The organism is Streptosporangium carneum (assembly GCF_027922005.1).
Classification (GTDB): Bacteria; Actinomycetota; Actinomycetes; order Streptosporangiales; family Streptosporangiaceae; genus Streptosporangium; species Streptosporangium carneum.
On the sequence record NZ_BSEV01000001.1, the window covers coordinates 1,197,377 to 1,220,526 of the forward strand.

At 67.6% G+C, this 23,150-nt stretch carries 21 protein-coding genes and 1 pseudogene; 14 read left to right on the forward strand and 8 right to left on the reverse strand.

Translation table 11 applies throughout. The features are described from left to right. The first annotated feature begins 17 nt into the window (after window positions 1–17). The 9 genes from PKF00_RS05925 (at window position 18) to PKF00_RS05965 (ending at window position 11,648) form a co-directional block, all read left to right on the forward strand. A complete protein-coding gene (locus PKF00_RS05925; RefSeq protein WP_271216305.1) occupies window positions 18–2,513 on the forward strand; it encodes an NADH-quinone oxidoreductase subunit G in 2,496 nt (831 codons plus the stop codon). A 7-nt stretch (window positions 2,514–2,520) separates the two neighbouring features. After that, window positions 2,521–3,870, forward strand: coding sequence for an NADH-quinone oxidoreductase subunit NuoH (gene nuoH, locus PKF00_RS05930; protein ID WP_271216306.1), 1,350 nt, complete (start codon window positions 2,521–2,523; stop codon window positions 3,868–3,870). Further along, the gene (gene nuoI / locus PKF00_RS05935; protein WP_271216307.1) at window positions 3,857–4,372 is read left to right on the forward strand and encodes an NADH-quinone oxidoreductase subunit NuoI; all 516 of its coding nucleotides are present in this window, start codon (window positions 3,857–3,859) and stop codon (window positions 4,370–4,372) included. Before nuoH ends, nuoI begins: the two co-directional genes overlap by 14 nt. Then, window positions 4,365–5,336 (forward strand): NADH-quinone oxidoreductase subunit J, encoded by a 972-nt coding sequence (locus PKF00_RS05940; RefSeq protein WP_271216308.1) that lies wholly within the window; start codon window positions 4,365–4,367, stop codon window positions 5,334–5,336. Before nuoI ends, PKF00_RS05940 begins: the two co-directional genes overlap by 8 nt. Continuing rightward, window positions 5,333–5,629 (forward strand): NADH-quinone oxidoreductase subunit NuoK, encoded by a 297-nt coding sequence (nuoK, locus tag PKF00_RS05945; RefSeq protein WP_271216309.1) that lies wholly within the window; start codon window positions 5,333–5,335, stop codon window positions 5,627–5,629. The genes PKF00_RS05940 and nuoK overlap by 4 nt, the downstream gene beginning before the upstream one ends. Before the next feature lie 70 nt (window positions 5,630–5,699). After that, window positions 5,700–7,541, forward strand: coding sequence for an NADH-quinone oxidoreductase subunit L (gene nuoL, locus PKF00_RS05950; protein WP_271216361.1), 1,842 nt, complete (start codon window positions 5,700–5,702; stop codon window positions 7,539–7,541). Beyond that, window positions 7,541–9,088 carry an NADH-quinone oxidoreductase subunit M gene (locus PKF00_RS05955; protein WP_271216310.1) on the forward strand — a complete coding sequence of 516 codons (1,548 nt, stop codon included), beginning with the start codon at window positions 7,541–7,543 and terminating at the stop codon, window positions 9,086–9,088. Before nuoL ends, PKF00_RS05955 begins: the two co-directional genes overlap by 1 nt. Further along, the gene (gene nuoN / locus PKF00_RS05960; protein ID WP_271216311.1) at window positions 9,085–10,638 is read left to right on the forward strand and encodes an NADH-quinone oxidoreductase subunit NuoN; all 1,554 of its coding nucleotides are present in this window, start codon (window positions 9,085–9,087) and stop codon (window positions 10,636–10,638) included. The genes PKF00_RS05955 and nuoN overlap by 4 nt, the downstream gene beginning before the upstream one ends. 14 nt (window positions 10,639–10,652) lie before the next feature. Further along, entirely contained in the window at window positions 10,653–11,648 is a 996-nt protein-coding gene (locus PKF00_RS05965; protein WP_271216312.1) for a polyprenyl synthetase family protein, read from the forward strand. Between the two features lie 85 nt (window positions 11,649–11,733). Here PKF00_RS05965 and PKF00_RS05970 read toward each other — a convergent pair whose 3' ends face one another. Next, the gene (locus PKF00_RS05970) at window positions 11,734–12,135 is read right to left on the reverse strand and encodes a RidA family protein (RefSeq protein ID WP_271216313.1); all 402 of its coding nucleotides are present in this window, start codon (window positions 12,133–12,135) and stop codon (window positions 11,734–11,736) included. Between the two features lie 71 nt (window positions 12,136–12,206). Here PKF00_RS05970 and PKF00_RS05975 point away from each other — a divergent pair, with 71 nt between their 5' ends. Continuing rightward, on the forward strand, window positions 12,207–12,635 hold the full coding sequence (locus PKF00_RS05975) for a MarR family winged helix-turn-helix transcriptional regulator (protein WP_271216314.1): 429 nt from the start codon (window positions 12,207–12,209) through the stop codon (window positions 12,633–12,635). A gap of 76 nt (window positions 12,636–12,711) precedes the next feature. Here the strand turns inward: PKF00_RS05975 and rarD are convergent, their stop codons facing one another. Continuing rightward, a complete protein-coding gene (gene rarD / locus PKF00_RS05980; RefSeq protein WP_271216315.1) occupies window positions 12,712–13,620 on the reverse strand; it encodes an EamA family transporter RarD in 909 nt (302 codons plus the stop codon). Window positions 13,621–13,757: 137 nt separating this feature from the next. Between rarD and msrA the strand changes: the two genes are divergently transcribed. Beyond that, entirely contained in the window at window positions 13,758–14,420 is a 663-nt protein-coding gene (gene msrA, locus PKF00_RS05985; protein ID WP_271216316.1) for a peptide-methionine (S)-S-oxide reductase MsrA, read from the forward strand. 700 nt (window positions 14,421–15,120) lie between these two features. Here msrA and PKF00_RS05990 read toward each other — a convergent pair. Genes PKF00_RS05990 through PKF00_RS06000 form a run of 3 tightly spaced genes read right to left on the reverse strand, consistent with a single transcriptional unit; the run spans window position 15,121 to window position 16,131 of the window. Beyond that, complete coding sequence (locus PKF00_RS05990; RefSeq protein WP_271216317.1) at window positions 15,121–15,489, reverse strand: hypothetical protein; 369 nt, start codon at window positions 15,487–15,489, stop codon at window positions 15,121–15,123. Next, the gene (locus tag PKF00_RS05995) at window positions 15,486–15,806 is read right to left on the reverse strand and encodes a hypothetical protein (RefSeq protein ID WP_271216318.1); all 321 of its coding nucleotides are present in this window, start codon (window positions 15,804–15,806) and stop codon (window positions 15,486–15,488) included. Before PKF00_RS05995 ends, PKF00_RS05990 begins: the two co-directional genes overlap by 4 nt. A gap of 10 nt (window positions 15,807–15,816) precedes the next feature. Next, window positions 15,817–16,131, reverse strand: a complete 315-nt coding sequence (locus tag PKF00_RS06000; protein ID WP_271216319.1) for a hypothetical protein — start codon at window positions 16,129–16,131, stop codon at window positions 15,817–15,819. Window positions 16,132–16,421: 290 nt separating this feature from the next. On the opposite strand from PKF00_RS06000, the gene PKF00_RS06005 reads away from it, so the two are divergent. Then, entirely contained in the window at window positions 16,422–17,741 is a 1,320-nt protein-coding gene (locus tag PKF00_RS06005; RefSeq protein WP_486389266.1) for a helix-turn-helix transcriptional regulator, read from the forward strand. Here PKF00_RS06005 and cutA read toward each other — a convergent pair. From cutA to PKF00_RS06020, 3 genes are all read right to left on the reverse strand, one after another. Further along, complete coding sequence (cutA, locus tag PKF00_RS06010; RefSeq protein WP_271216321.1) at window positions 17,680–17,997, reverse strand: divalent-cation tolerance protein CutA; 318 nt, start codon at window positions 17,995–17,997, stop codon at window positions 17,680–17,682. The genes PKF00_RS06005 and cutA overlap by 62 nt on opposite strands. Before the next feature lie 9 nt (window positions 17,998–18,006). Further along, complete coding sequence (locus PKF00_RS06015) at window positions 18,007–19,431, reverse strand: replication initiator (protein WP_271216322.1); 1,425 nt, start codon at window positions 19,429–19,431, stop codon at window positions 18,007–18,009. A gap of 650 nt (window positions 19,432–20,081) precedes the next feature. Then, window positions 20,082–21,602, reverse strand: coding sequence for a recombinase family protein (locus tag PKF00_RS06020; RefSeq protein ID WP_271216323.1), 1,521 nt, complete (start codon window positions 21,600–21,602; stop codon window positions 20,082–20,084). A 40-nt stretch (window positions 21,603–21,642) separates the two neighbouring features. Here PKF00_RS06020 and PKF00_RS06025 point away from each other — a divergent pair. Both PKF00_RS06025 and PKF00_RS44485 read left to right on the forward strand, forming a co-directional pair. Continuing rightward, window positions 21,643–21,741: pseudogene (locus tag PKF00_RS06025) on the forward strand (peptide-methionine (S)-S-oxide reductase MsrA); the annotation flags it as partial. Window positions 21,742–22,198: 457 nt separating this feature from the next. After that, window positions 22,199–22,873 carry a type II toxin-antitoxin system RelE/ParE family toxin gene (locus PKF00_RS44485; protein ID WP_309298374.1) on the forward strand — a complete coding sequence of 225 codons (675 nt, stop codon included), beginning with the start codon at window positions 22,199–22,201 and terminating at the stop codon, window positions 22,871–22,873. The last annotated feature ends 277 nt before the right edge of the window (window positions 22,874–23,150 follow it).

A 23,150-nucleotide genomic window follows, 5' to 3' on the forward strand; every position in this document is an offset into this window, starting at 1 on the left:
CCGACGGAGGAGGCGCCATGACCGTCGAAGCGACCACCCCGGCGCAGGCGCCGGTAGACCTGGTAACCCTCACCATCGACGGTTTCCAGGTCAGCGTCCCGAAGGGCACGCTGATCATCCGGGCGGCCGAGCTGCTCGGCATCCAGATCCCCAGGTTCTGCGACCACCCGCTGCTCGACCCGGCGGCGAACTGCCGCCAGTGCCTGGTGGACATCCCCGACGCGGGCAACGGCAGGGGCTTCCCGAAGCCGCAGCCGTCCTGCGCCATCGAGGTCGCCCCCGGCATGGTCGTCCAGACCCAGCTCACCTCGCCGGTCGCGGAGAAGGCACAGCGCGGCGTCATGGAGCTGCTGCTGCTGAACCACCCGCTGGACTGCCCGGTCTGCGACAAGGGCGGCGAGTGCCCCCTGCAGAACCAGGCCATGTCCAACGGCCAGGGCGAGAGCCGCTTCGAGGAGAACAAGCGCACCTTCGACAAGCCCATCGCGCTGTCCACCGAGGTGCTGCTCGACCGTGAGCGCTGCGTGCAGTGCGCGCGCTGCATCCGCTTCTCCGACGAGATCGCGGGCGACCCGCTCATCGAGTTCTTCGAGCGCGGGGCCAAGGAGCAGGTCAGGACCGCCGACGGCGAGCCGTTCGAGTCCTACTTCTCCGGCAACACCATCCAGATCTGCCCGGTGGGCGCGCTGACCGGCGCCGCCTACCGCTTCCAGGCCCGCCCGTTCGACCTGGTCTCCACGCCCAGCGCGTGCGAGCACTGCGCCAGCGGCTGCTCGCTGCGCACCGACCACCGCAGGGGCAAGGTCACCCGCCGCCTGGCCGGGGACGACCCCGAGGTCAACGAGGAGTGGAACTGCGACAAGGGCCGCTGGGCCTTCACCTACACCACCCAGCCGAACCGGCTCAAGACCCCCCTCGTCCGTGACGAGGAGGGCCGCCTGGTCCCGGCCTCCTGGCCCGAGGCGCTCGCCGCCGCGGCCAAGGGCCTGGCCGCCGCCCACGGTAGGGCGGGCGTGCTCGTCGGCGGCAGGGTGACCGTCGAGGAGGCCTACGGCTACGCCAAGTTCGCCAGGACCGCGCTCGGCGGCAACGACGTCGACTTCCGGTCGAGGCCCCACTCCGCGGAGGAGGCGCAGTTCCTCGCGCACGCCGTCGCGGGCAAGGGCATCGAGATCCGCTACCGCGACCTGGAGAAGGCCCCGGCCGTGCTCCTGGTCGGCTTCGAGCCCGACGAGGAGTCGCCGATCGTCTTCCTGCGCCTGCGCAAGGCGTGGCGCAAGAAGGGCCTGAAGGTCTTCTCGATCGCGCCGTTCGCCACCGCGGGCCTCGCCAAGATGGGCGGCACGCTGGTGCGCACGGTTCCCGGCGCGGAGACCGCCGCCGTGGAGGACCTCGTCTCCGGCGTCTCGCCGATCTCCGACGTCGTCAGGCAGGAGGGGGCGATCATCCTCGCGGGCGAGCGGCTCGCCACCGTGCCGGGCGCGCTGTCGGCGCTGGTGCGGCTGGCCGAGACCAGCGGCGCCCGCCTGGCCTGGGTGCCGCGCCGAGCCGGTGAGCGCGGCGCGATCGAGGCCGGAGCGCTGCCGAACCTGCTGCCCATCGGCAGGCCGATCGACGACGAGACCGCCCGCGCCGAGGTGGCCAGGGTGTGGAACGTCACCTCGCTGCCGGAGACCCCGGGCCGCGACACCTCCGCCATCCTGGCGGCGGCGCTCGGCGGGGAGCTCGACGCCCTCGTCGTCGCCGGTGTCGACCCCTACGACCTGGCCGACCCGGAGGCCGCCCTCGCGGCCCTGGAGAACACCCCGTTCATCGTGAGCCTGGAGCAGCGCCCCAGCGCGGTCACCGACCGCGCCGACGTGGTGCTGCCGGTGGCGACGGTGAGTGAGAAGTCCGGCACGTTCGTCAACTGGGAGGGGCGCGGCCGTACGTTCGAGGAGGCGCTCCCGGTGCCGGGGATCATGAGCGACCTGCGGGTCGTCTCCGCGATCGCCGACCACATGGACGTGCACCTCGGCCTGCCCGACCCCGCCGCCGCCCGCCGCGAGCTCGCCTCGCTCGGCGCGTGGCGCGGCTCCCGCACCGCGGCGCCGGACGCGGCCGGCAGGTCGCTGCCCGCCCCGGGACAGGGGGAGGCGGTCCTCGCCACCTGGCACCAGCTGCTCGACGACGGCCGTCTGCAGGACGGCGAGCCGTACCTCGCGGGCACCGCCCGCGCCGGTGTGGCGCTGGTGTCGGCCGCGACCGCGGCCGAGTCCGGCGTCGCGGACGGCGACAAGATCACCATTACCGCCGAGGGAGGCTCGCTGAGCCTGCCGGTCCTGGTCGCCGACCTGCCCGACAGGGTGGTGTGGCTGCCCTCGAACTCCGGGGGCCGCTCGGTGACCCGCGACCTGCGCGCCACGGCCGGTGACATCGTCAAGATCGGGAATGCCCACGGGAGCGAGCCCGACGCAGTGAGCGTGCCGGGCGGCGGCGAGCAGGCCGCCCCCGACGCGCATGAGGAGCGGTGAGCGACCAATGAATACGCGCATGCTTCTGGCGGCCGATCCTTCCCTTGCCGACTTCGGCAAGGACCCGATCTGGATCAGCATCATCAAGGCCGTCGTCATCTTCGCCGTCCTGATGCTGGGCGTGCTGTTCGGCGTGTGGTTCGAGCGCAAGCTCATCTCCCGCATGCAGAACCGCTACGGCCCCAACAGGGCGGGCAAGTTCGGCCTCCTGCAGTCGGTGGCCGACGGCCTGAAGATGGGTCTGAAGGAAGACCTGATGCCCAGGACCGTGGACAAGGTGATCTACTTCATCGCCCCGGTCGTCCTGGCGGTCCCCGCCTTCCTGGCCTTCTCGGTCATCCCCATGGGGCCGATGGTCTCGATGTTCGGCGTCACCACGCCGCTGCAGCTCACCGACCTTCCGGTCGCGGTGCTGCTGGTGCTGGCGATGGCCTCGATCAGCGTCTACGGCATCGTGCTCGCGGGCTGGGGCTCGCGCTCGCCGTACACGATCCTGGGCGGCCTGCGGGCCAGCGCCCAGGTGGTCTCCTACGAGATCGCGATGGGTCTGTCGTTCGTGGGCGTGTTCCTGTACGCAGGGACGCTGTCCACCTCGGAGATCGTCGCCTCGCAGGCGGGAGGCAAGGCGCTCGAACTGGGCGGCCTGACCATCCCGATGCCGTCGTGGTACATGATCCTGCTGATCCCCTCCTTCCTGGTCTACGTCGTCACGATGCTGGGCGAGACCAACCGGGTCCCCTTCGACCTGCCCGAGGGTGAGGGCGAGCTGGTCGGCGGCTTCCAGACCGAGTACTCCAACTCGCTGAAGTTCGCGGTCATCATGCTCGCCGAGTACGTCAACGTCTTCGTGGTCTCCGCGGTGTCGATCACCCTGTTCATGGGCGGTTGGCGGGCGCCGTTCCCGATCTCCATGTGGGACGGCGCGAACAGCGGCTGGTGGCCGCTGCTGTGGTTCTTCCTCAAGATGGTGCTCGTCTTCTCCTTCTTCATCTGGTGCCGCGCCTCGCTGCCGCGAGTCCGCTACGACCAGCTGATGGCCCTCGGATGGAAGATCCTCATCCCGGTCAACCTCGGCTGGATCCTCCTGGTCGCCACGATGAAGGCCTTCCAGATCCAGGGCGTCAACAGGCAGCTCGTCGTGGCCCTGGCCGGGGTCGTGCTTCTCGGGTGCTTCGCGCTGTGGTGGCGCTTCGACAGCGTGCTGCAGAAGCGCAGGGAGGCCAAGGCCGCCCAGGTCGAGGCGGAGTTCGCCGAGCTGGACGCCGAACCGACCGCGGGCGGCTTCCCTGTGCCGCCGCTCGACCTGCCGCACTACCACGGGGTGGCGCGCAAGGAGGTTCCCAGTGGGAGCAACTGATTGGCTGAACTCCGTCAAGGGGTTCGGCGTGACCTTCCACACGATGTTCAAGAAGGTCGAAACGGTCAACTACCCCGAGGAGAAGCGGCCCACGGCTCCGCGCTTCCACGGTCGCCACCAGCTCAACCGCTGGCCGGACGGCCTGGAGAAGTGCGTCGGCTGCGAGCTGTGCGCCTGGGCCTGCCCGGCCGACGCGATCTTCGTCGAGGGCGCGGACAACACCGACGAGCAGCGCTTCTCGCCGGGTGAGCGCTACGGACGCACCTACCAGATCAACTATCTGCGGTGCATCCTGTGCGGCCTGTGCATCGAGGCCTGTCCGACCCGCGCGCTCACCATGACCAACGAGTACGAGCTCGCCGACTCGAGCCGCGAGAGCCTCATCTACACCAAGGAGATGCTCCTCGCGCCGCTCGGACCCGGCATGGAGGCCCCGCCCCACGCCATGCGTCTCGGTGAGACCGAAGAGGACTACTACCGGCTGGGACGAAACAATGGGTGAGACCATCACGTTCTGGGTGCTGGCGGTCGTCTCTGTCGCCGGCGCCCTCGGCCTCGTCTTCAGCCGCAAGGCGGTCTACTCGGCGCTGATGCTGGGCGTGGTCATGCTGTCCCTGGCGGTCCTCTACGCCGTCCAGGACGCCCCCTTCCTCGCCGCGGTGCAGATCATCGTCTACACCGGCGCGGTCATGATGCTCTTCCTGTTCGTGCTGATGCTCGTCGGCGTGGACTCGGCGGACTCACTGGTCGAGACGATCAAGGGGCAGCGCTTCTGGGCGGCCGTCGCGGGCCTGGGCTTCGCCGCCCTGCTCGCGCTGGGGATCGGCAACGTGACGCTGTCCCCGGCCGCGGGCCTGGGCAACGCCGTCAAGCAGGCGGGCGGCAACGTGCCCAGCCTGGCCCAGCTCGTCTTCACCAGGCACGTCTTCGCCTTCGAGGTCACCTCTGCGCTGCTGATCACCGCGGCGCTCGGCGCGATGGTCCTGGCACACCGCGAGCGCGTGCGGCCGAAGGCCACCCAGCGCGACCTGGCCCGCGCCCGCTTCAGCGGCCCGCAGCCCTCGCCGCTGCCCGGTCCCGGCACCTACGCCCTGCACAACGCCATCGACATGCCGGCTCTGCTGCCCGACGGCACGCTCTCGCCCAAGTCGATCAACCGGGTGCTCGCCAGGCACGACGAGGAGGCCGGCGTCACGCCGACCGACCCGCGCAAGGCCGCCATCGTCAAGCAGCTCCTGGCCAAGGACGTCCTCGTCGAGGACGGCTCCGGCGGGGGCGGCGACGAGGAGGCGCGCGACGACGACGCCGTGCACGACACCGCGCGCGAAGGCGCGCACGACGTCGTGAAGGACAACGTCGTCAGGGACGACGTGACGGACATGGACGTACAGGACGACGCCGTGCGGGACGACGTCGCACGTAGCGGCGACGTCGAGGAAGCGGCTCACCGGGAGGACGTCAAGTGACCACCCACTACCTGGTGCTCTCGGCGCTGCTGTTCGCGATCGGTGCCATCGGCGTGCTGACGCGGCGCAACGCGATCGTGGTGTTCATGTGCGTCGAGCTCATGCTCAACGCCTGCAACCTCGCGTTCGTCACCTTCGCCAGACAGCACGGAAACCTGGACGGCCAGCTCATCGCGTTCTTCGTGATGGTCGTGGCCGCGGCCGAGGTCGTGATCGGCCTCGCCATCATCGTGATGATCTTCCGAACCCGCAGGTCGGCGTCTGTAGACGACGCCAGCCTGCTGAAGTACTAAGAGGTGGCCGGTGGAATCTCCCGCTGAGATCATCCCGCACTCCGGTGGAGTGATCGGGGTCTCCTGGCTGATGATCGCGCTGCCGCTGATCGGCGCCGCGGTCCTGCTGCTGGGCGGCCGTCGCACCGACCGGTGGGGCCACCTCCTCGGCGTCGCCATGTCGCTGGCCTCCTTCGTGGTCGCCGTCGCCTCCTTCATGGAGCTGCTCGGCCTGGACCCGGAGCAGCGCCGCAGGGCCTATGAGCTGTACCAGTTCATCCCCGGCGTCGCCGACATGGGCATCCTGATCGACCCGCTGTCGATCAGCTTCGCCCTGCTGATCACCGGTGTGGGCTCGCTGATCCACATCTACTCGATCGGCTACATGTCGCACGACCCCGACCGGCGCCGCTTCTTCGCCTACCTGAACCTGTTCGTGGCGGCGATGCTCCTGCTGGTGCTGTCGGACAACTACGTCGGCCTGTTCATCGGCTGGGAGGGCGTCGGCCTGGCGTCCTACCTCCTGATCGGCTTCTGGCAGTTCAAGCCCTCCGCGGCGGTCGCGGCCAAGAAGGCCTTCATCGTCAACCGCGTCGGCGACTTCGGCCTGCTGATCGCGATCTTCACGGTCTGGACCACGTTCGGCTCGGTCGCCTTCGGCGAGGTCTTCGGCAAGGCCGGTGAGGCCTCCCAGAACACGCTGACCGCCATCGGCCTGCTGCTGCTCCTCGGCGCGTGCGGCAAGTCCGCCCAGCTGCCGCTGCAGTCCTGGCTGCTGGACGCGATGGAGGGCCCGACCCCGGTCTCGGCCCTCATCCACGCCGCGACCATGGTCACCGCCGGCGTCTACCTGGTCGTCAGGTCCGGCGCGTTCTTCGAGGCGGCCCCGACCGCGCAGCTCGTCGTGACGATCGTCGGCGTGGCCACGCTGCTCGCCGGTGCGATCATCGGTTGCGCCAAGGACGACATCAAGAAGGGCCTGGCCGGTTCGACGATGTCGCAGATCGGCTACATGATGCTCGGCGCGGGCCTCGGCCCCGTCGGCTACACCTTCGCCATCGCGCACCTGATCACGCACGGCTTCTTCAAGGCCAACATGTTCCTCGGCGCGGGCTCGGTCATGCACGGCATGAACGACGAGGTCGACATGCGCAAGTACGGCGGCCTGTTCCCGGTGATGAGGATCACCGCGATCACCTTCATCATCGGCTACCTCGCGATCATCGGCTTCCCGCTGCTGTCCGGCTACTTCACCAAGGACGGCATCATCGAGACGGCCATCGAGCACAACGCGATCCTGGGCTGGCTCGCCGTCGTGGGCGCGGGCATCACCGGCTTCTACATGTCGCGGATGGTCTTCATGACCTTCTTCGGCAAGCGGCGCTGGGCCGACGACGCCCACCCGCACGAGTCGCCCGCGGTCATGACCGTGCCGCTGATCATCCTGTCCATCGGGTCGATCTTCCTCGGCGGCTTCCTGGTCCTGGACAACCGGTTCATGCAGTTCCTCGCCCCGGCCGTCGGCCGTCCCGAGGAACTGCCCGTCTTCCACTTCGTCAGCCCCGCCGGTCTGGCCACGCTCGCGCTGGTCGCCGTCGGCGCGGTCTTCGCCTGGTTCCGGTACGGCGCCGCAGAGGTGCCCCGGGTCGCCCCGCGCGGCTCGTTCCTCACCACGTTCGCCCGCCGCGACCTGTACGGCGACGCCCTGAACGAGGCGCTGTTCATGCGCCCCGGCCAGTGGCTGACCCGGATCGCGGTGTTCTTCGACAACCGCGGCATCGACGGCCTGGTCAACGGGCTGGCCGCGGCGATCGGCGGAACCTCGGGGCGGCTGCGTCGCGTCCAGACCGGCTACGTACGGTCCTACGCGTTGTCCATCCTCTTCGGTGCCGCCGTGGTCGTTGGCGCGCTGCTCTACGTAGGGAACATGTGATGCCCTGGCTCTCGACCCTGATGGCCGTGCCCGTGGTGGGCGCGGTGGGTGTCTCCCTTGTCAAGAGTGACAAGCTCGCCAAGCAGCTGGCCCTGGCGGTCTCGCTGGTCGTGCTGGCCCTGACCGGCGTCATGGCGGCCAGGTTCGACCCGGCCCTGGGCGCCTCGAAGGAGACCCGCTTCCAGTTCGCCGAGGTCTACGACTGGATCCCGCGCTTCGGGGTTCACTACGGCGTCGGCGTCGACGGCATCGCCCTGGTGCTGATCGCGCTGTCGGCGATCCTCGTGCCGATCGTGATCCTGGCCTCCTGGCACGACGCGGACGGCACCGGCGCGGCGGCCCCGCCCAAGCGCTCGGTGAAGACCTACTTCGCGCTGCTGCTGGTGCTGGAAGCGATGATGATCGGCGTCTTCGCGGCGACCGACGTCTTCCTCTTCTACGTCTTCTTCGAAGCCATGCTGATCCCGATGTACTTCATGATCGGGTCGTACGGCGGAGCCCAGCGGTCCTACGCGGCCGTCAAGTTCCTGCTCTACTCGCTCTTCGGCGGCCTGCTCATGCTGGTCGCGGTGATCGCGCTCTACGTGATCGCCGAGAAGAACACCTTCATGTTCCCCGAGCTGATCGGGGTCATCCAGGACCCGACCACGCAGAAGTGGCTCTTCCTGGGCTTCTTCATCGCGTTCGCGGTCAAGGCGCCGCTGTGGCCGTTCCACACCTGGCTGCCCGACGCCGCCGCGCAGGCCCCGGCGGGCGCGGCCGTGCTCCTGGTCGGCGTGCTGGACAAGGTCGGCACCTACGGCATGCTCCGCTTCTGCCTGGAGCTGTTCCCCGACGCGGCCAAGTTCTTCACCCCGCTGGTGATCGTGCTCTCGGTGATCGGCATCGTCTACGGCGCGATCGTGGCCATCGGCCAGACCGACATGAAGCGCCTGATCGCCTACACCTCGATCTCGCACTTCGGCTTCATCGCGCTCGGCGTCTTCGCGATGACCACGGACGCGGGCGCGGGCGCCACGCTCTACATGGTCAACCACGGCTTCTCGACCGGCGCGCTGTTCCTCATCGCCGGATTCCTGATCTACCGCCGCGGCTCAAGTCAGATCGCCGACTACGGAGGCGTGCAGAAGGTCGCCCCGCTGCTCGCGGGCACCTTCCTGATCGCCGGACTCTCCGGCCTGTCGCTGCCGGGTCTGTCCACGTTCGTCAGTGAGTTCATGGTGCTGCTCGGCACCTACGAGCGCTACGTCGTCCCGGCCGTCATCGCCACCACCGGCGTGATCCTGGCGGCCGTGTACATCCTGTGGATGTACCAGCGCACGATGAACGGCCCGACGGCCGAAGCCGTCAAGGGCCTCCCGGACCTCAACATCCGGGAGAGGTGGGTGGTCGGCCCGCTGATCGCGGTGATCATCGCCCTCGGCTTCTTCCCCAAGCCGGCGCTCGACATCATCAACCCGGCGGTCGACCACACGCTGTCCAACGTCCACATCGACAACGTCCACGTCAACCCGGCCGTCGCCGAGAAGAAGGGGGCCGGGCAGTGAACGGCACCACCATCACGGCTCCGACGATCGAATACGCGCTGCTGTCCCCGATGCTGATCGTGTTCGGCGCGGCGATCATCGGTGTGCTGGTCGAGGCGTTCGCGCCTCGCTACCTGCGCAAGTCGATCCAGATGCCGCTCACGCTCCTGGCGTTGCTCGGCGCGTTCGTCACGACCGTCCTGGCGGCCTCCAACGGCCTGCCGACCACCGCCGCCGCCATGGGGGCGGTCGCGGTCGACGGGCCCTCCCTGTTCATCTGGGGCATCATCCTCATCCTGGCCTTCATCAGCGCGCTGCTGATCAACGACGACGAGCAGTTCGTCGCGCAGGCGGCGGCCGTTCCGGGAAGCGTGGACGAGGAGGAGGCGGTCCGCAGCGGCTTCGCGCAGACCGAGGTCTACCCGCTGCTGCTCTTCGCGGTCGGCGGCATGCTGCTCTTCCCCGCGTCCAACGACCTGCTGGTGATGTTCGTGGCCCTTGAGGTCATGTCCCTGCCGCTGTACCTCCTGTGCGGCCTGGCCCGCCGTCGCCGCCTGCTCTCGCAGGAGGCCTCGGTCAAGTACTTCCTGCTCGGCGCGTTCTCCTCGGCCTTCTTCCTGTACGGCATGGCCCTGCTGTACGGCTACGCCGGGTCGGTCGACCTGAAGGCCATCAGCGCGGCGCTCGGCAGCGTCTCCGGACAGGACACCCTGCTGTTCGTCGGTGTGGCGATGCTCGCCGTCGGCCTGCTGTTCAAGATCGGCGCCGCGCCGTTCCAGGCGTGGAAGCCCGACGTCTACCAGGGCGCGCCGACCGCGGTCACCGCCCTGATGGCCTCGACCGTCCTGGTCGCGGCCTTCGGCGCGCTGCTGCGGGTCTTCTGGGTCGCCCTGGGCAACCTCGACTGGGACTGGCGTCCGCTCATGTGGGGCGTCGCGATCCTCACGATGATCGTCGGCGCGGTCCTGGCGATCACCCAGACCGACATCAAGCGCATGCTCGCCTACTCCTCCATCGCGCACGCGGGCTTCCTGCTCACCGGCGTGATCGCCACGGGCACCGCCGAGCAGAACTCGTCGGCGCTGTCGGCCATCCTGTTCTACCTGGCCGCCTACGGCTTCACCACGGTCGGCGCCTTCGCGGTCGTCACCATGGTCCGCGACGCGGGCGGCGAGGCCGGGCACCTGTCCCGGTGGGCGGGGCTGGGCAAGAGGGCTCCGGTGCTCGCGGGCATCTTCGCCTTCTTCCTGCTGGCCTTCGCGGGCATCCCGCTGACGAGCGGTTTCTTCGGCAAGTACGCCGTGTTCACCGCCGCCGTCGGCGGAGGGGCGCTGCCGCTGGTCGTCGTCGGTGTGGTGAGCTCGGCCATCGCCGCGTTCTTCTACGTCCGCGTGATCGTGCTGATGTTCTTCAACGAGCCCGCCGCCGACGGTCCGACCATCGCGGCCCCCAGCGTCGGCACCTCGGCTGTGGTCGCTCTCGCAGCAGCGGCTACGGTAGTGCTCGGGGTCTTCCCGCAGCCGGTGCTCACTCTGGCGGACCAGGCTGCCTCCGCGCTGTTCATTCGTTAGAGGAGTAGGGCTTCATGGCTGCGCCACCGGTTGTTGATCTCCCGTTCGTCGACGAGCGGCTGGCGCAGGACCTGGCCAACGGGCTGGCCGAGGTCGAGAAGCTGCTCCGCTCCTCGGTCGAGAGCGAGGACGCCTTCGTCACGGAGGCGTCCAGGCACCTCATCGAGGCGGGCGGCAAGCGGTTCAGGGCCATGCTCGTGCTGCTGGCCGCCCAGTTCGGCTCGCCGCAGGCCCCGGGAGTGGTCCCCGGGGCCGTGGTGATCGAGCTGACCCACCTGGCGACGCTGTACCACGACGACGTCATGGACGAGGCGCCGGTGCGCAGGGGCTCCCCGTCGGCCAACGCCCGCTGGGACAACACCGTGGCCATCCTGACCGGCGACTACCTGTTCGCCCAGGCCTCGGAGATCCTCGCCGACCTCGGCCCCGACATCATCCGCATCCAGGCGCAGACCTTCTCCCGCCTGGTGCGCGGCCAGATCCGCGAGACCGTCGGCCCCCGTTCCGGCGAGGACCCCGTCGCCCACTACATCGACGTGCTGGCCGACAAGACCGGCTCTCTGATCGCCACCTCGGGCCGCTTCGGCGCCCTGCTGAGCGGCGCCTCGCCGGAGATCGTCGACAGGCTGACGCGGGCCTGCGAGGCCATCGGGGTCGGCTGGCAGCTCGGCGACGACCTGCTCGACGTCGCCTCCGAGTCGGTCGAGTCCGGCAAGACGCCCGGCACCGACCTGCGTGAGGGCATCCGCACCCTGCCGGTGCTGTACGTCCTGGCGTCCGAGAGGCCCGAGGACGCCCGGCTGCGCGACCTGCTGGCCGGGCCGGTGGCCGAGGAGGACGTCGAGGAGACCCTGACCCTGCTGCGCGCGAACCCGGCCATGGACCGGGCCCGCGCGGAGCTGGTCGCCTGGGTCGACCGGGCCCGTGAGGACCTCTCGGGGCTTCCCGACACCCCGGCCCGCGCGGCCTACCTCGCCCTGTGCGACTACGTCATCGAGCGCTCCGGCTGACACCCTGCCGAGGCCCCAGGACGCCTGAGAGGGATTTGGGGCGTTCTGAGGGGGTCTTTCAAGGACGTCTGGGGCTCCAGGACGTTCAGGGGGACTCGGGGCGGCTCACCACCGCTGTGGCGTCGATCTCGACCAGCCAGTCGGGCTGGGCCAGACGGGAGACCTCAAGGAGGGTGTCCGCCGGGTAGGGCTCGGTGAAGAACTCCCTGCGCAGCCTGATGACGGTCTCCAGGTTGGGGGCCAGGTCGGTGACGAGGATCGTCACCTTGACGGCGTCCGCGAGGCTGGAGCCCGCCTCTTCCAGGACCCGGCCGAGATTGGCGAACGCCTGGCGGGCCTGGCTCTCGAAGTCGTCGCCGACGGTGCGGCCGTTCTCGTCGAACCCCGCCTGGCCCGAGGCGAAGACGAGGTCCCCGACTCTGACGGCCTGCGAGATGGCGTAGGGCTCGTACCAGTCGGGCGTGGTGCTCACACGTTCGCGGACCATGACCATCTCCTTGCTCATACATTTTTTGCAGGTGCAAGCAAATGTTGTATGTGCATGTAGAATCCTGTCAAGTGCTGATCCGGAGGGGAGGCCTGAGGATGTCGTGGAACAGGTTCGTGCTGCTGCACGCCCAGGTGGAGGCCGAACTGGCCAGAGTCCTGCAGCGCGGGCACGGGCTCGGCCTCTCCGAGTACCGCGCGCTGGGGGAGCTCGCGGAGGCCTCCGACGGCGAGCTGCGGATGCAGGAGCTGGCCGAGGCGCTCGGGCTCAACCAGAGCTCGGTCACCCGGCTGGTCGGCCGCCTCGAACAGGCCGGTCTGACCAGGCGGGACCTGTGTGAGGGCGACCGCAGAGGGGTCTACTCGGTCATCACGGAAGAGGGCAGGACCCGCCTCGCCGAGGCGGTCCCCACCTACGAGCGCTCCCTCGCCGCCGCCCTGGAACAGGCTGACGCCGACCCGGCCCTGAAGCCCCTGGTCGCCGCCGTACGGGGCTCCTAGCCCCTTCCGGACGCCTTTGTCCGGCCTCTTCGCCGGCCTGTCGGCCGACCTTCCGGAGCGGGCGCGCCCGCGCTCCTCAGACGGTCACCGGCTCCGGCACCGTACGGCGGGCCTCACGGGCGGCGCGCAGGCTGTCCCAGGTGAACACCGACAGGGCCAGCCAGACGATGGCGAACCCCGCCCACCGGCTGGGCGGCATGACCTCGTGGACGACGAAGACGCCGACGAGGAACTGCAACACCGGCGCGATGTACTGCAGCAGGCCGATCGTGGTCAGCGGCACCCGGATCGCCGCGGCGGTGAAGCACAGCAGCGGCACCGCCGTGATCAGGCCGCCCCCGACGAGCAGGAGGGCGTGACCGGCCCCCAGGCTCCCGAAGGTCCCGGTGCCCTGCCCCTGCAGGAAGAGCAGGTAACCGAGCGCGGGCGGCAGCAGCACCAGGGTCTCGACGGTCATGCTCTCCGCGGCGCCGACCTGCGCGATCTTCTTCACCAGGCCGTAGGTGCCGAAGCTGACGGCCAGCGTCAGCGCGATCCACGGCGGCCTGCCGTAGTCGGCGGCGAGCAGCACCACGGCCACGGTGCCCAGCCCGACCGCGCCCCACTGCCACGGCCGCAGGCGCTCCTTGAGCAGCACGACGCCGAACAGCACGCTCACCAGGGGGTTGATGAAGTAGCCGAGCGCGCTCTCGACCACGTGCCCGGAGTTGACGCCGTAGATGTAGACGCCCCAGTTGACCGTGATGATCGCCGCGGCCAGCACGAGGAGGCCGAGCTTCTTCGGGGTGCGCAGCAACTCGCGAAACCACGACCAGTGACGCCGGACCGCCAGAATCACGACGACGGCGACGAGAGACCACGTGACACGGTGGGCGAGAATCTCCAGGGCGCCGGAGGGCTTCAGAAGCGGCCAGTAAAGCGGAAACAGACCCCACATGCTGTAGGCGGCGATGCCGTACAGGACCCCACGGCGCGATTCAGGCATGACACCTATTTTTACTGCTTACGGTATTTAACACAAATTAGTAATACTTCCCCAATAGTTAAGTGATCCTTACGGGAACATGGGGGTGTCCCGGATGGTTGCTACCCGGTGAGAACGTTCAGAAGGAGGTTCGCAGCATGGGTTGGCTGTTCGGCAGGGACAAGACTTCCATGGTCTCCCCGGAGAACGCACTGCCGGGTCGAGCCACACCGATGGCGGTTCCCGCGCGCCACGCGGTCCTCGACGCGCCCCTCGCCCCGCCGTACCCCAAGGGAACCGAGATCGCCGACTTCGGCCTCGGCTGCTTCTGGGGCGCGGAGCGCAAGTTCTGGCAGACCCCCGGAGTGGTGTCCACCTCGGTCGGCTACGCGGGCGGTCACACCCCCAACCCCACCTACGAGGAGGTGTGCACCGGCCAGACCGGCCACACCGAGGCCGTCCGCGTGGTGTTCGACCCCTCCCGCATCTCCTACGAGGAACTCCTGCGCATCTTCTGGGAGGCCCACGACCCCACCCAGGGCATGCGCCAGGGCAACGACGTCGGCACCCAGTACCGCTCGGCGATCTACTACCACTCGCCCGCGCAGGAGAAGTCCGCCCTCGCCTCCAGGGACGCCTACCAGAAGGTCCTCGACGAGGCAGGCTACGGCCAGATCACCACGGAGATAGCCCCAGCCGGTGACTACTTCTTCGCGGAGGATTATCACCAGCAGTACCTTTGGCGCAACAAAAACGGCTACTGCGGAATCGGCGGGACGGGCGTCGCCTGTCCGGTCGGACTGACCTCCGGCGACGCGTAGACCTGCGGGGATAGTCGAATCCTGGCCCAGGATCGCCCGGTTCATCCGGTGTCGATCTTGGGCCAGAGTCGTTTCCGGCGAGGAGTTTCATTACATGGTCAAGGCGGCAGCGCTCCGCGCCGCCGCACGGCGCGGCATGCCCGCCCGCGCCGGACCGGCCAGCGGATCCGGGCATGCGGCCCTGGCGGCCGGTCCCGGCCCGCGCCGTCCAGCGCGCACGGGCAGACCACGCCGCCCGCCGCACGAGCCCACCCGCCGTACCGAACGAACCCGCCGCCCGTGGTGCCGCACTGCCGCCCGCCGCTCCGCCACCGGCCTCAACCGCTTCGCGGCCCCTTCGGGGTCCTTCGGATTGACGCCGGCCGCTGCGCTCCTCAGGTCCACCAGACCAGCTGGTCGACCTGTCACGTGCCGAGCAACGCCGTCTTGCACTCCGAGCAGTTGCCCATGCCCGTGATCTTGTTCACGGTGTCGCAGACCGGGCACGTGACCTCGGTTTCCTTCTCCTCGTATGTCATGGGTCATCTCCTGTCGGTGAGTGGGGAAGAGCAGGCTGCCGCCCCGCTTCCGGTGCTCAGGCCTGGCGGCCTTGCGCTCCGGGTCGGGTTGCCATCGAACGGCGCGGGGCGACGTGATCACGGGGTTCTCTGACCAGGTGCGGCGACGTGGATACGGGGAAGGCCGTGTCGCCGCACCGGCTTCAGGGGGTAATTCGGCTTACCCGATACGGTGACCGCTGGGGCCGCGTCACCACCAGGGCGTCACTGGAAACGATCAGGGCGATGGAGCCGCCCGCCGTGAACTCGCAGTACAGCGCGACGGGATGGATCGGAGGTTTCCACCATCGTTGCCCGCCTGGCAGGGATTCCAGATCGGCCACCCGCGCCCACAGCAGCCCCGAGGCGAACCTGCCCGCCTGCCAGTCCTCACCCCGCAGCGGGGAGAGCTGGAAAGGGTTGTAACGATCTTGCGCGAACAGCAGGCCGTACCCGTTGCCCAACTGCGCGGCGGGCCGGATCATGACCTCCGGCAGCCCGGAGGAAGACACCGCCTGTGTCGCCGCACTCATGCCGGAGGCCTTTGCGCGGGCACCGGGCGAGAGTGCAGGGCGTGCAGTTGCGCGTAACGCCGGGCGATGCGCTGCGCGGCCCGGTCCGGCTCACTGGCCCGATGGGAGGCGTAGCGCGGTCGTCGAAGCTGCTCGTTCCAGCCGTCGCACCACCAGAACCGATCCCCGTTCGACCAGACCACCAGGCCGTACCACAGCGACACCAAGGCCAGCCCGTGACCGGCGGTGACATGCGAAGCGATCCGCTGGCGGGTCAGGGCGTCACGGAGTCGACCGGCCGCCCGTTCCGCTCGCGAGCCGTAGGACGTGGAAGACACGAAGCACCCCCTACGTCGCCGTCTGCGGTCCAGCGGCCATGATCAGTTCTACGACCTTTTCCGGCCGCTCTCGATCGACGGTCTGCGGGTCGGCGGTGCCGGGCAGGGACACCAGGTAGGAGCCAGTGCGTGGCCCGATGGTCACGGTGACTCCCCGCCACCCCTGCCCGACCAGGGCCAGCACTGGGGGAAGGTGGGTCTCCCAGGACCGGAGAGGAGGCTTGTCGGGCCGCTGGGCGATGTCCGGGCGACCGGCGAACAGTCCCAGGCTGATCGTGTACTCACGGCGAGCACGGATGTCCCTTTCCCTGAGAAGCCGTTGCACGACAGCTAAGGCTTTGTCCTGATTTTCTGTTGTTTGCATATTGGTAGCGCGCGGGACTCTAAAGTCACCCACAGGTTGCACCTCCGACGTGCGACCAGGGACCCGTACGCGTGTCAGCGCCTACGGGTCCCGCTGTTCAAGGCCCTCTCATGTCATCGCCTTAACGCTGTGCAGAGACAGGGCGGAGCAGGGGAGACTAGGGGAGAGAAGCGAAACAGGGAGAGCCCGAACAGGGGAAATGGAGGAGACTGAGGTAGGCCGCCATGTTCCCTACCCCTAGAGGCAACACGATGGGCAACGCTCCTGTTTGGGCACAACGGTTGCGAGCTGAACGGCGTAACCGTCTGTGGAGTCAAAGAGAAATGGCGCGCGCGCTTACCGAGGCCGCCGACGAACGCACCCGTGACCGCCTGCCCGCGCGGCAGTCCATCACTCGTATGATCAAGGACTGGGAAGCAGGCAGGCATAAGCCTAAAGATCCCTACCGCCTGCTTTATTGCCGAGTTCTTGGAGTGAGCGAAGACGAGCTGTTCGATGAGGGGGCCGGGCCGTCTGCCGGACGTGAGGAGGACGACGTGCTTCGCAGAGAGTTCCTCAGTGCATCTGTTGCCGCCATAGGAATCACTGCTGTTCCCATGCCGCTCGGCGACCTCTCCCGAGGACGACGCGTCAATGACGAGCTTGTGGTGTCCCTCCGCAGGCGCTTCGCTCGGCTGCGTCGTATCGACGACTATTTGGGCGGTGCGGAAACATACCCCCTTTATGCTGCCGAACTCGAAAGGACGAGCGTACTCGTCAACGAGGCCAGCTATACGGAGGCAACGGGGCGAGCACTGCTGGGTGTGATCAGCGAACAGGCGCAGCAAGCAGGTTGGGCTGCCTTCGACGCGGGATGGCAGAACAAGGCAAGGCAGCTTTTCAAGAGAAGCCTCTCGGCCGCTGTCGACGCCGGAGACACCGCATTACTCGCTAACTCCCTCGCATTCCTGGCCTACCAGAAAGTGAGCGCAGGTTCTCCGGGAACTCAAGAAGCGGACGCTTCCTGTCGGATAGCGGAGTCGGGGACCCCTCCCACAGTCCGAGCGTTACTGCTGGAAAGGGCAGCGTGGGCATATGCCTCAGAAGGGCAGCACTACCAGGCCGAGGTTGAAAGGTCCCTTGAGCAGGCAGGCGAAGCGCTTGAGGAGGGCAGGAGCGAGCCCGGTCCCGATTGGGCAATCTGGGTTGATCGACTTGAACTCCAGATCATGACGGGACGCTGCTGGGTTGCTCTGGGCAGGCCGAAGAATGCCATTCCCGTGCTTGAGAGGGCTCTCGCTGGATATGACGACACCCACGCACGAGACAAGTCCTTGTACATGACATGGCTTGCCGAAGCCTATTTGGGCGTCGGAGAAGTCGAACAGGCGTCGGCTGTTCTAAGCCGATCGCTCGACCTCTCGATAGATGTCGCATCGGTTCGCCCGCGCCAGCGCGTCGAATCTGTTCTTGGACGGCTCGGCAAGCGTCGATCGCTGCCGTGTGTCACCGAGCTGTTCGACCGTACGGCTACGCTGTCGTCTTCCTCAGCCATTCCAGATATGGAGCCGACCCACCGTCAATTGTCGTGAAGGTGACTTCGGGCTTGCTCCACGTGTGCTCGGCTATCAAGTGGGCTTCCAATTCCGGATAGCGTTCTGTGGTCGTTTTCAGAAATATCTGCCACTCCTCGCCTTCCCCTAGTTCTCCTTCATGCCAGAAAACGGAGCTTGCAGGCCCGAAGACTTGGCCAGATGCCGCCAGTTTCGCGCGGACCGCAGAGCGGAGAAGGTTCATCGCCGTCTCGTGGCTGTCGGCGGTGGTCGATACCTGAAGGTAGCCGGTCATGCCGTCAGCCTAGATCGCTTCGCCTGCCGGTAGTCCGCGTTCTTTGGCCATGCTACGAGCAGTGGCGATGCGTTGCCGGGTCACCTCAGCCCAGAACGCCTCTCCGTGCCGGTGCCCGCTTCCGGCGTAGCGCCACTCGGACAGAGTGACGGTTCTGCCTTCGGCGGGGTCGGGAAGGCCGAGGAGAAGCCGAGCCTGTTCGGCCCGGTACTCCGCCCTGGTCTGCCGTAGCTCGCCCAAGGTGACGGAGTAGTGGCGGGACTTTGTGGAGAAGTGTCCCCGGTAGCCGAGCATGTGCGCCCACTGCCGAAGCGGGAGGTCCCGGTACTGGGGCAGGTGGCTCAGGGCGAAGCACGTGAGGATCATGCGCCGGGCGTGCTCGGTCACGGTCAGTCCGGCGACGTCGCCCGCGTCCCGGATGCGGCGATCCACCGTCCCGGCTGACTCGGCACCCTTGGTGGCGTACTTGGCCACGTAGGACGCCACCCGCTGATCGCTGACGCCGTCCAGGTCGGCTGAGACGTAGACCGGGCGCACGTCGAGCTGTTGCCCCCAGCGCAGCAGGACCGGAGGAGGAGCATCCGGGGTCGGTTCCGAGGCGGGAACGGTGACCTGTGCAGTTGCCTGCCGAATCGCATCATCCAGTACAGCGAGCGTCGCCCAGGACGGAGGGGGCGATGTCGGGCCGTCGGGACCGTCGAGCCGGATGACGGCGTGGAAGTGCACCAGGCCCCTTGCCTGATACTCGGCGACCTTCGCATACGACAGGCGCAGGGTTCGGCGTAGCTGACCACGGGGCATCCCCAGCAGACGGGCGAGGACGGCCGGAAGCGCTTGAGTGAAGCGCCTCCACAGTTCGCCCGCATGAGCGTTCCACAGCACAGCCCCCCGGTAGTCGTAGCAGCTCTCACAGAGCGCCTGACCCACTCGGGAGTCCTCTCGCTCATGGCGTGCCCCGCAGCCCTCAGGCCGTCCGTGCGGACACAGTGGGGCGTCGCGCCGGGGACGGCAGGGCAACGTCTTTCCGTCCTTGCCCGAGCGGTGAGCGTGGACGGCACCGAAGGACGGAGCTGTGAGGGTGACGAACGCCCGAGGGTGAGCACTCACGCCCTCGGGAACCCCCTTGCCGCCCCGTAGGCCGGAGATGATCAGGTGATAGGTGTCGTCCTTGTAGACCGCCGAGCAGGCCGGGCAGCGGGAGGCACGGCGATTGCCGCAGGCTGTCAGGAGGAAGCCCGTGGGTTCGTCGGCCGTCCGGTAGACGTCCAAGACTTCACCGGTCGCGGCGTCCAGGGTCATCCGCTCACCATGGAGACGCACTGGCTGAGCACACCCACCGGTCGCGTAGACCATGCGTTGCCACCGGTCGAAGTCCGGCATGCTCGCACGTTCGAGAGCCGCCCTCGTCTCGCCCGAGAGGTGATCCAGGATCACGCGGCATCCCTCCCGTCCGCATCACCGGGCGAGGATGCGGTGGTGTGCCCTTCGACGACGCTCACGCCCAGTACGACGGCGACGCGTTGCCACTTCTCATCGGACCAGCGGGGGGACCGCGCGGCTTGTTGTCTGCCCCACTCCCGGGCAGACAGGGGGGTTTTAGGGTTCAGGGTGACTCCTAACCTCGTGGGTGGAGCCACCGCCCGCCAGACGTCAGGACATCGCGCACCGTCACCAGGGCAGCCCGAAGACAGCCGTTAGCGAGTGGTGCACGGCAGCGAGAAGATCAAAATTGGAGTGCGGCGAGAGAGTGAATGGCGCGCTCTGGATGGACACCTATGTGCCTGGATTTAATATGCGCCTGAGGTAATTCGCCGAGATATTCGAGATGTTCGCTGTGTCGTGCCGTGAGAGGGTCGGTGACTTCTTACGTAGATCAGTTGTACCACTTGAAGAACGTTTTCACACCGCTCAAAGTTCCCTGCTCAAGGTTGTGCGGAGACGTCCGTCAGCGTCCGGTGACGTCCGTCGGAGTCCGTAGACGTCCGGCTGTCACCGTACGCTCGGCGTCAAAAGAAAGCGGGCCGTCACCTATGGGTAAGGTGACGGCCCGCCGCGTGCTGAGGACGTCCAGGACGTCTTGTGGCTCAGCTCTCTCGCCAGACCGGTTCGAGGAGGTCGGGGTTGAAGGCCCTGCGACCCTTACCACTTGGGTAGATGATCACGGCGTGCAGGGCTTCGCGGATGTACGACCGTTTGATGGACAGAGGCAGACCGCCCTCTTCCTCGGGGAGGTACCAGCGCCGCCGGATCTCGGCCACGTCCGTGGTGGAGCGGGCCAGGCGACGTTCAGTGGCCGCCGTGAAGCTCTGTCCCTCCGCGCGCAGACGGCTGATGCGCTTTTCGAGATCAGGAGCCATGGAGAAGAACAGCTCATTGCTGATGTTTCCAGCCGCCCACTGGTTGCGCAGTTCTTCGAGCCGGGACTTCGCATCCTCGTATTCCTGCTGTCCCGCCCACTCGGCAGGTTCGGCTAGCGACGCCACCTGAACCTCTTCGAGCTTGGCTAGAACCGCTTCCGAGACGTAGAGGTCCACCATGTCGCCGCGCCTGCCGACACCGCCGCAACCACCGACTGCCTTGCCAGGACAGATGTAGATGTGCTGGACACAGTCCTTGTTGTGGGTGACTCGAAGGGACGTGTTGCAAGGGGAGCCATCAGGCTTGGTCCTCCCGCATCGGAGGAAACCGGTGAGCAGGTAGTTGGGCTCTCGGAAGTCGCGCGCCAGGATATGGCCGATCCGCCCGTCCCGGTGGATGTAGTGGCCCTTGCGGGCGTCGAACAGGTTCTTGACCGCCATCCACTGCTCAGGGGAGACGATCGGTTCCCACTGCCCGACGACGGGGTTTCCCTCCGCGTCTCTGACTAGTTCTCCGTTGATCTGCCGCCAACCGCAGACTCTGGGGTTGGTAACCGTGACCTTGAGGGAACTCGGTGTCCAGAGGTTGCCGAGGGAGGTCTTGACGCCGTCCTTCTGCCACTGGGTGGCGATCGAGTGGAGCGAGCGACCACTGACCAGGTCCGTGATGGCCTGCCGTACGAGGGGAGCCTCCTGAGGGTCGAGCGTCAGGCGGTCGGGCAGCCAGCCGAAGGGGCGCGTTCCGCCGACGGGCATCCCCTGTTCCGCCCGCGTCCGGTGGGAGCGGCGCATCCGGCGTTGCATCTTTCGGACTTCCATCTTCGAGATGACCGCGCCGAAGAGGCCCATGCTCTCGGTGTCCTCGCTGTAGAGGTCCTTCGACCCGCGAGCATCGGCAAACACTCGGCCGTCCCGATAGGTGATCGCCTCGACGAACCGCTCATAGTCGCCGGGACGACGGGCGAGCCGGTCTTCGGCGACGATGACGACGCCCTGTACCGCTGTACCGTCCGGAAGCTCACCTACGCGCAGGGCCTTGAGCATCGCCTCGAAGTCGTCGCGGACCACGTCGGCCTTCGCTGCGGACTTGTCGTTGTCGGTGAACTCGTGGACGACGGTCCAGCCGTGCCGTTCAGCCGTCTCGCGGTTGAGCCTGTGCTGGTCCTGAACTCCGTGTTCGTCCCTCCTGACGTCCGCCGAAATGCGAGCGTAGGAGACGACGGGGACAGCCGGACCGACCTGTGTCATGGGGGACCTCCGCCAGGAATTATTGCCTGAGCGATAGGTCTACCACCAGCAATATCTGTACAAAGTACCCAACGGCTACTGCGGGATCGGGGGAACGGGCGTCGCCTGTCCGGTGGGTCTGACCTCCGGCGACGCGTAGAACCGCGGCGATAGCCGAATCCTGGCCCGAGGTCACCCGGTCCATCCAGTGTCGATCTTGGGCCAGAGCCGTTTCCGGCGAGGAGTTCCATTACAGGGTCAAGGCGGCAGCGCTCCGCGCCGCCGCCTTCACGTATGCGACGGCCCCGCTGCTCCGAAGAACGACAGGGCCGATTCGCAGTGTGTGACTAGTTGTCGTCGTCACCGGCAAAGGGCATGGACGAGCCCGCAAGGACGTGCCAGGGGCTGAGCGACGGGGTGACGCCGACGGCGTCGCTTGCGGCGGTTCCGGGCTTCCGGGGTCCACTCGTACGGCTCTCGCTCACCTTGTGGGCGTGAGCCGTATTCGTTGATCGTCCGGTTCCGCCGTCGTCCTCACCGAAGATGCTCCTTCGGTAGGCGACTGTGTTCGGTTGAAAGCAGAGTGCGATGGGAGTGTGGCCCATAGCATCAACGCTATGAGCTGGGGTACCGTAGAACTGGAACCGGAAGTTCGGAAGTGGCTTGAAGGTCTACCTACGGCATCGTTCGCGAGGGCGGCTTTCTATGTTGAACTGCTTGCGGCGGAAGGGCCCCTACTGGGGGAGCCCTACACGAAGCAGCTTGACGGCAAGCTACGTGAGCTCCGGTTTCATCTTGACGAGTTCGCCATGCGCATCACCTACTGGATCGCACCTCATCGCCGGATCGTGCTCTTGACCGTGTTTCACAAGACGCGGATGCGTGATGAACGTGAGGTTGAGCGGGCTCGGCGAGCCATGCGTCGCTGTGTCGAACTGGCGCACACCGTCGACGAGGAAGAAGAGACAGGTCGACGAGGAAGAAGAGACAGCATGAGCGAGCAGGGGAGCTGGCGAGAGCTCAGAGATCGTCGGATGGTCGAGCCGGGCGCGGCTGAGGCCTATGAGGCCACACGTCTCGCCTACGAACTAGGTAAGACGGTCCGGGGGATGCGTGAGGGGCGAAGCTGGAGTCAGAACGACCTGGCTCGTGCGGCAGGCATGACGCAGTCGGCCGTGGCGCGGTTCGAGGCGGGCGGGACCATTCCCACGTTGCCGGTTCTGGAGCGTCTGGCGCGTGCCCTGGACGCGGATGTCGAGGTCCGCCTGACGCCACGGGCTCCCGCTGCTTGAGCTGAGGCCCCAACGCCGACAGGAAACCTGTCGTCATGCTGCCGACACCTCGCGGGTTACTGCAGCGTTGGCGGAACGGGCGCGCCTGCCCGGTGGGCCTGACCTCTGGTGACGCGTAGAACTGCGGCGATAGCCGAATCCTGGCCCGAGGTCACCCGGTCCATCCAGTGTCGATCTTGGGCCAGAGCCGTTTCCGGCGAGGAGTTTCATCACAAGGTTCATCACAAGGTCAAGGTCAAGGCGGCAGCGCTCCGCGCCGCCCGGCGCGGAGCGCTGC

What these genes read in the sequence shown, in the direction of transcription:
- PKF00_RS05925 (WP_271216305.1), top strand. Translation starts at nt 18, where the DNA reads ATGACCGTCGAAGCGACCACCCCGGCGCAGGCGCCGGTAGACCTGGTA.
- nuoH (WP_271216306.1), top strand. Translation starts at nt 2,521, where the DNA reads ATGAATACGCGCATGCTTCTGGCGGCCGATCCTTCCCTTGCCGACTTC.
- PKF00_RS05940 (WP_271216308.1), top strand. Translation starts at nt 4,365, where the DNA reads ATGGGTGAGACCATCACGTTCTGGGTGCTGGCGGTCGTCTCTGTCGCC.
- nuoL (WP_271216361.1), top strand. Translation starts at nt 5,700, where the DNA reads ATGATCGCGCTGCCGCTGATCGGCGCCGCGGTCCTGCTGCTGGGCGGC.
- PKF00_RS05955 (WP_271216310.1), top strand. Translation starts at nt 7,541, where the DNA reads ATGCCCTGGCTCTCGACCCTGATGGCCGTGCCCGTGGTGGGCGCGGTG.
- PKF00_RS05965 (WP_271216312.1), top strand. Translation starts at nt 10,653, where the DNA reads ATGGCTGCGCCACCGGTTGTTGATCTCCCGTTCGTCGACGAGCGGCTG.
- PKF00_RS05970 (WP_271216313.1), bottom strand. Translation starts at nt 12,135, where the DNA reads ATGGTCCGCGAACGTGTGAGCACCACGCCCGACTGGTACGAGCCCTAC.
- rarD (WP_271216315.1), bottom strand. Translation starts at nt 13,620, where the DNA reads ATGCCTGAATCGCGCCGTGGGGTCCTGTACGGCATCGCCGCCTACAGC.
- msrA (WP_271216316.1), top strand. Translation starts at nt 13,758, where the DNA reads ATGGGTTGGCTGTTCGGCAGGGACAAGACTTCCATGGTCTCCCCGGAG.
- PKF00_RS05990 (WP_271216317.1), bottom strand. Translation starts at nt 15,489, where the DNA reads ATGAGTGCGGCGACACAGGCGGTGTCTTCCTCCGGGCTGCCGGAGGTC.
- PKF00_RS06005 (WP_486389266.1), top strand. Translation starts at nt 16,422, where the DNA reads ATGGGCAACGCTCCTGTTTGGGCACAACGGTTGCGAGCTGAACGGCGT.
- cutA (WP_271216321.1), bottom strand. Translation starts at nt 17,997, where the DNA reads ATGACCGGCTACCTTCAGGTATCGACCACCGCCGACAGCCACGAGACG.
- PKF00_RS06020 (WP_271216323.1), bottom strand. Translation starts at nt 21,602, where the DNA reads ATGACACAGGTCGGTCCGGCTGTCCCCGTCGTCTCCTACGCTCGCATT.
- PKF00_RS44485 (WP_309298374.1), top strand. Translation starts at nt 22,199, where the DNA reads ATGAGCTGGGGTACCGTAGAACTGGAACCGGAAGTTCGGAAGTGGCTT.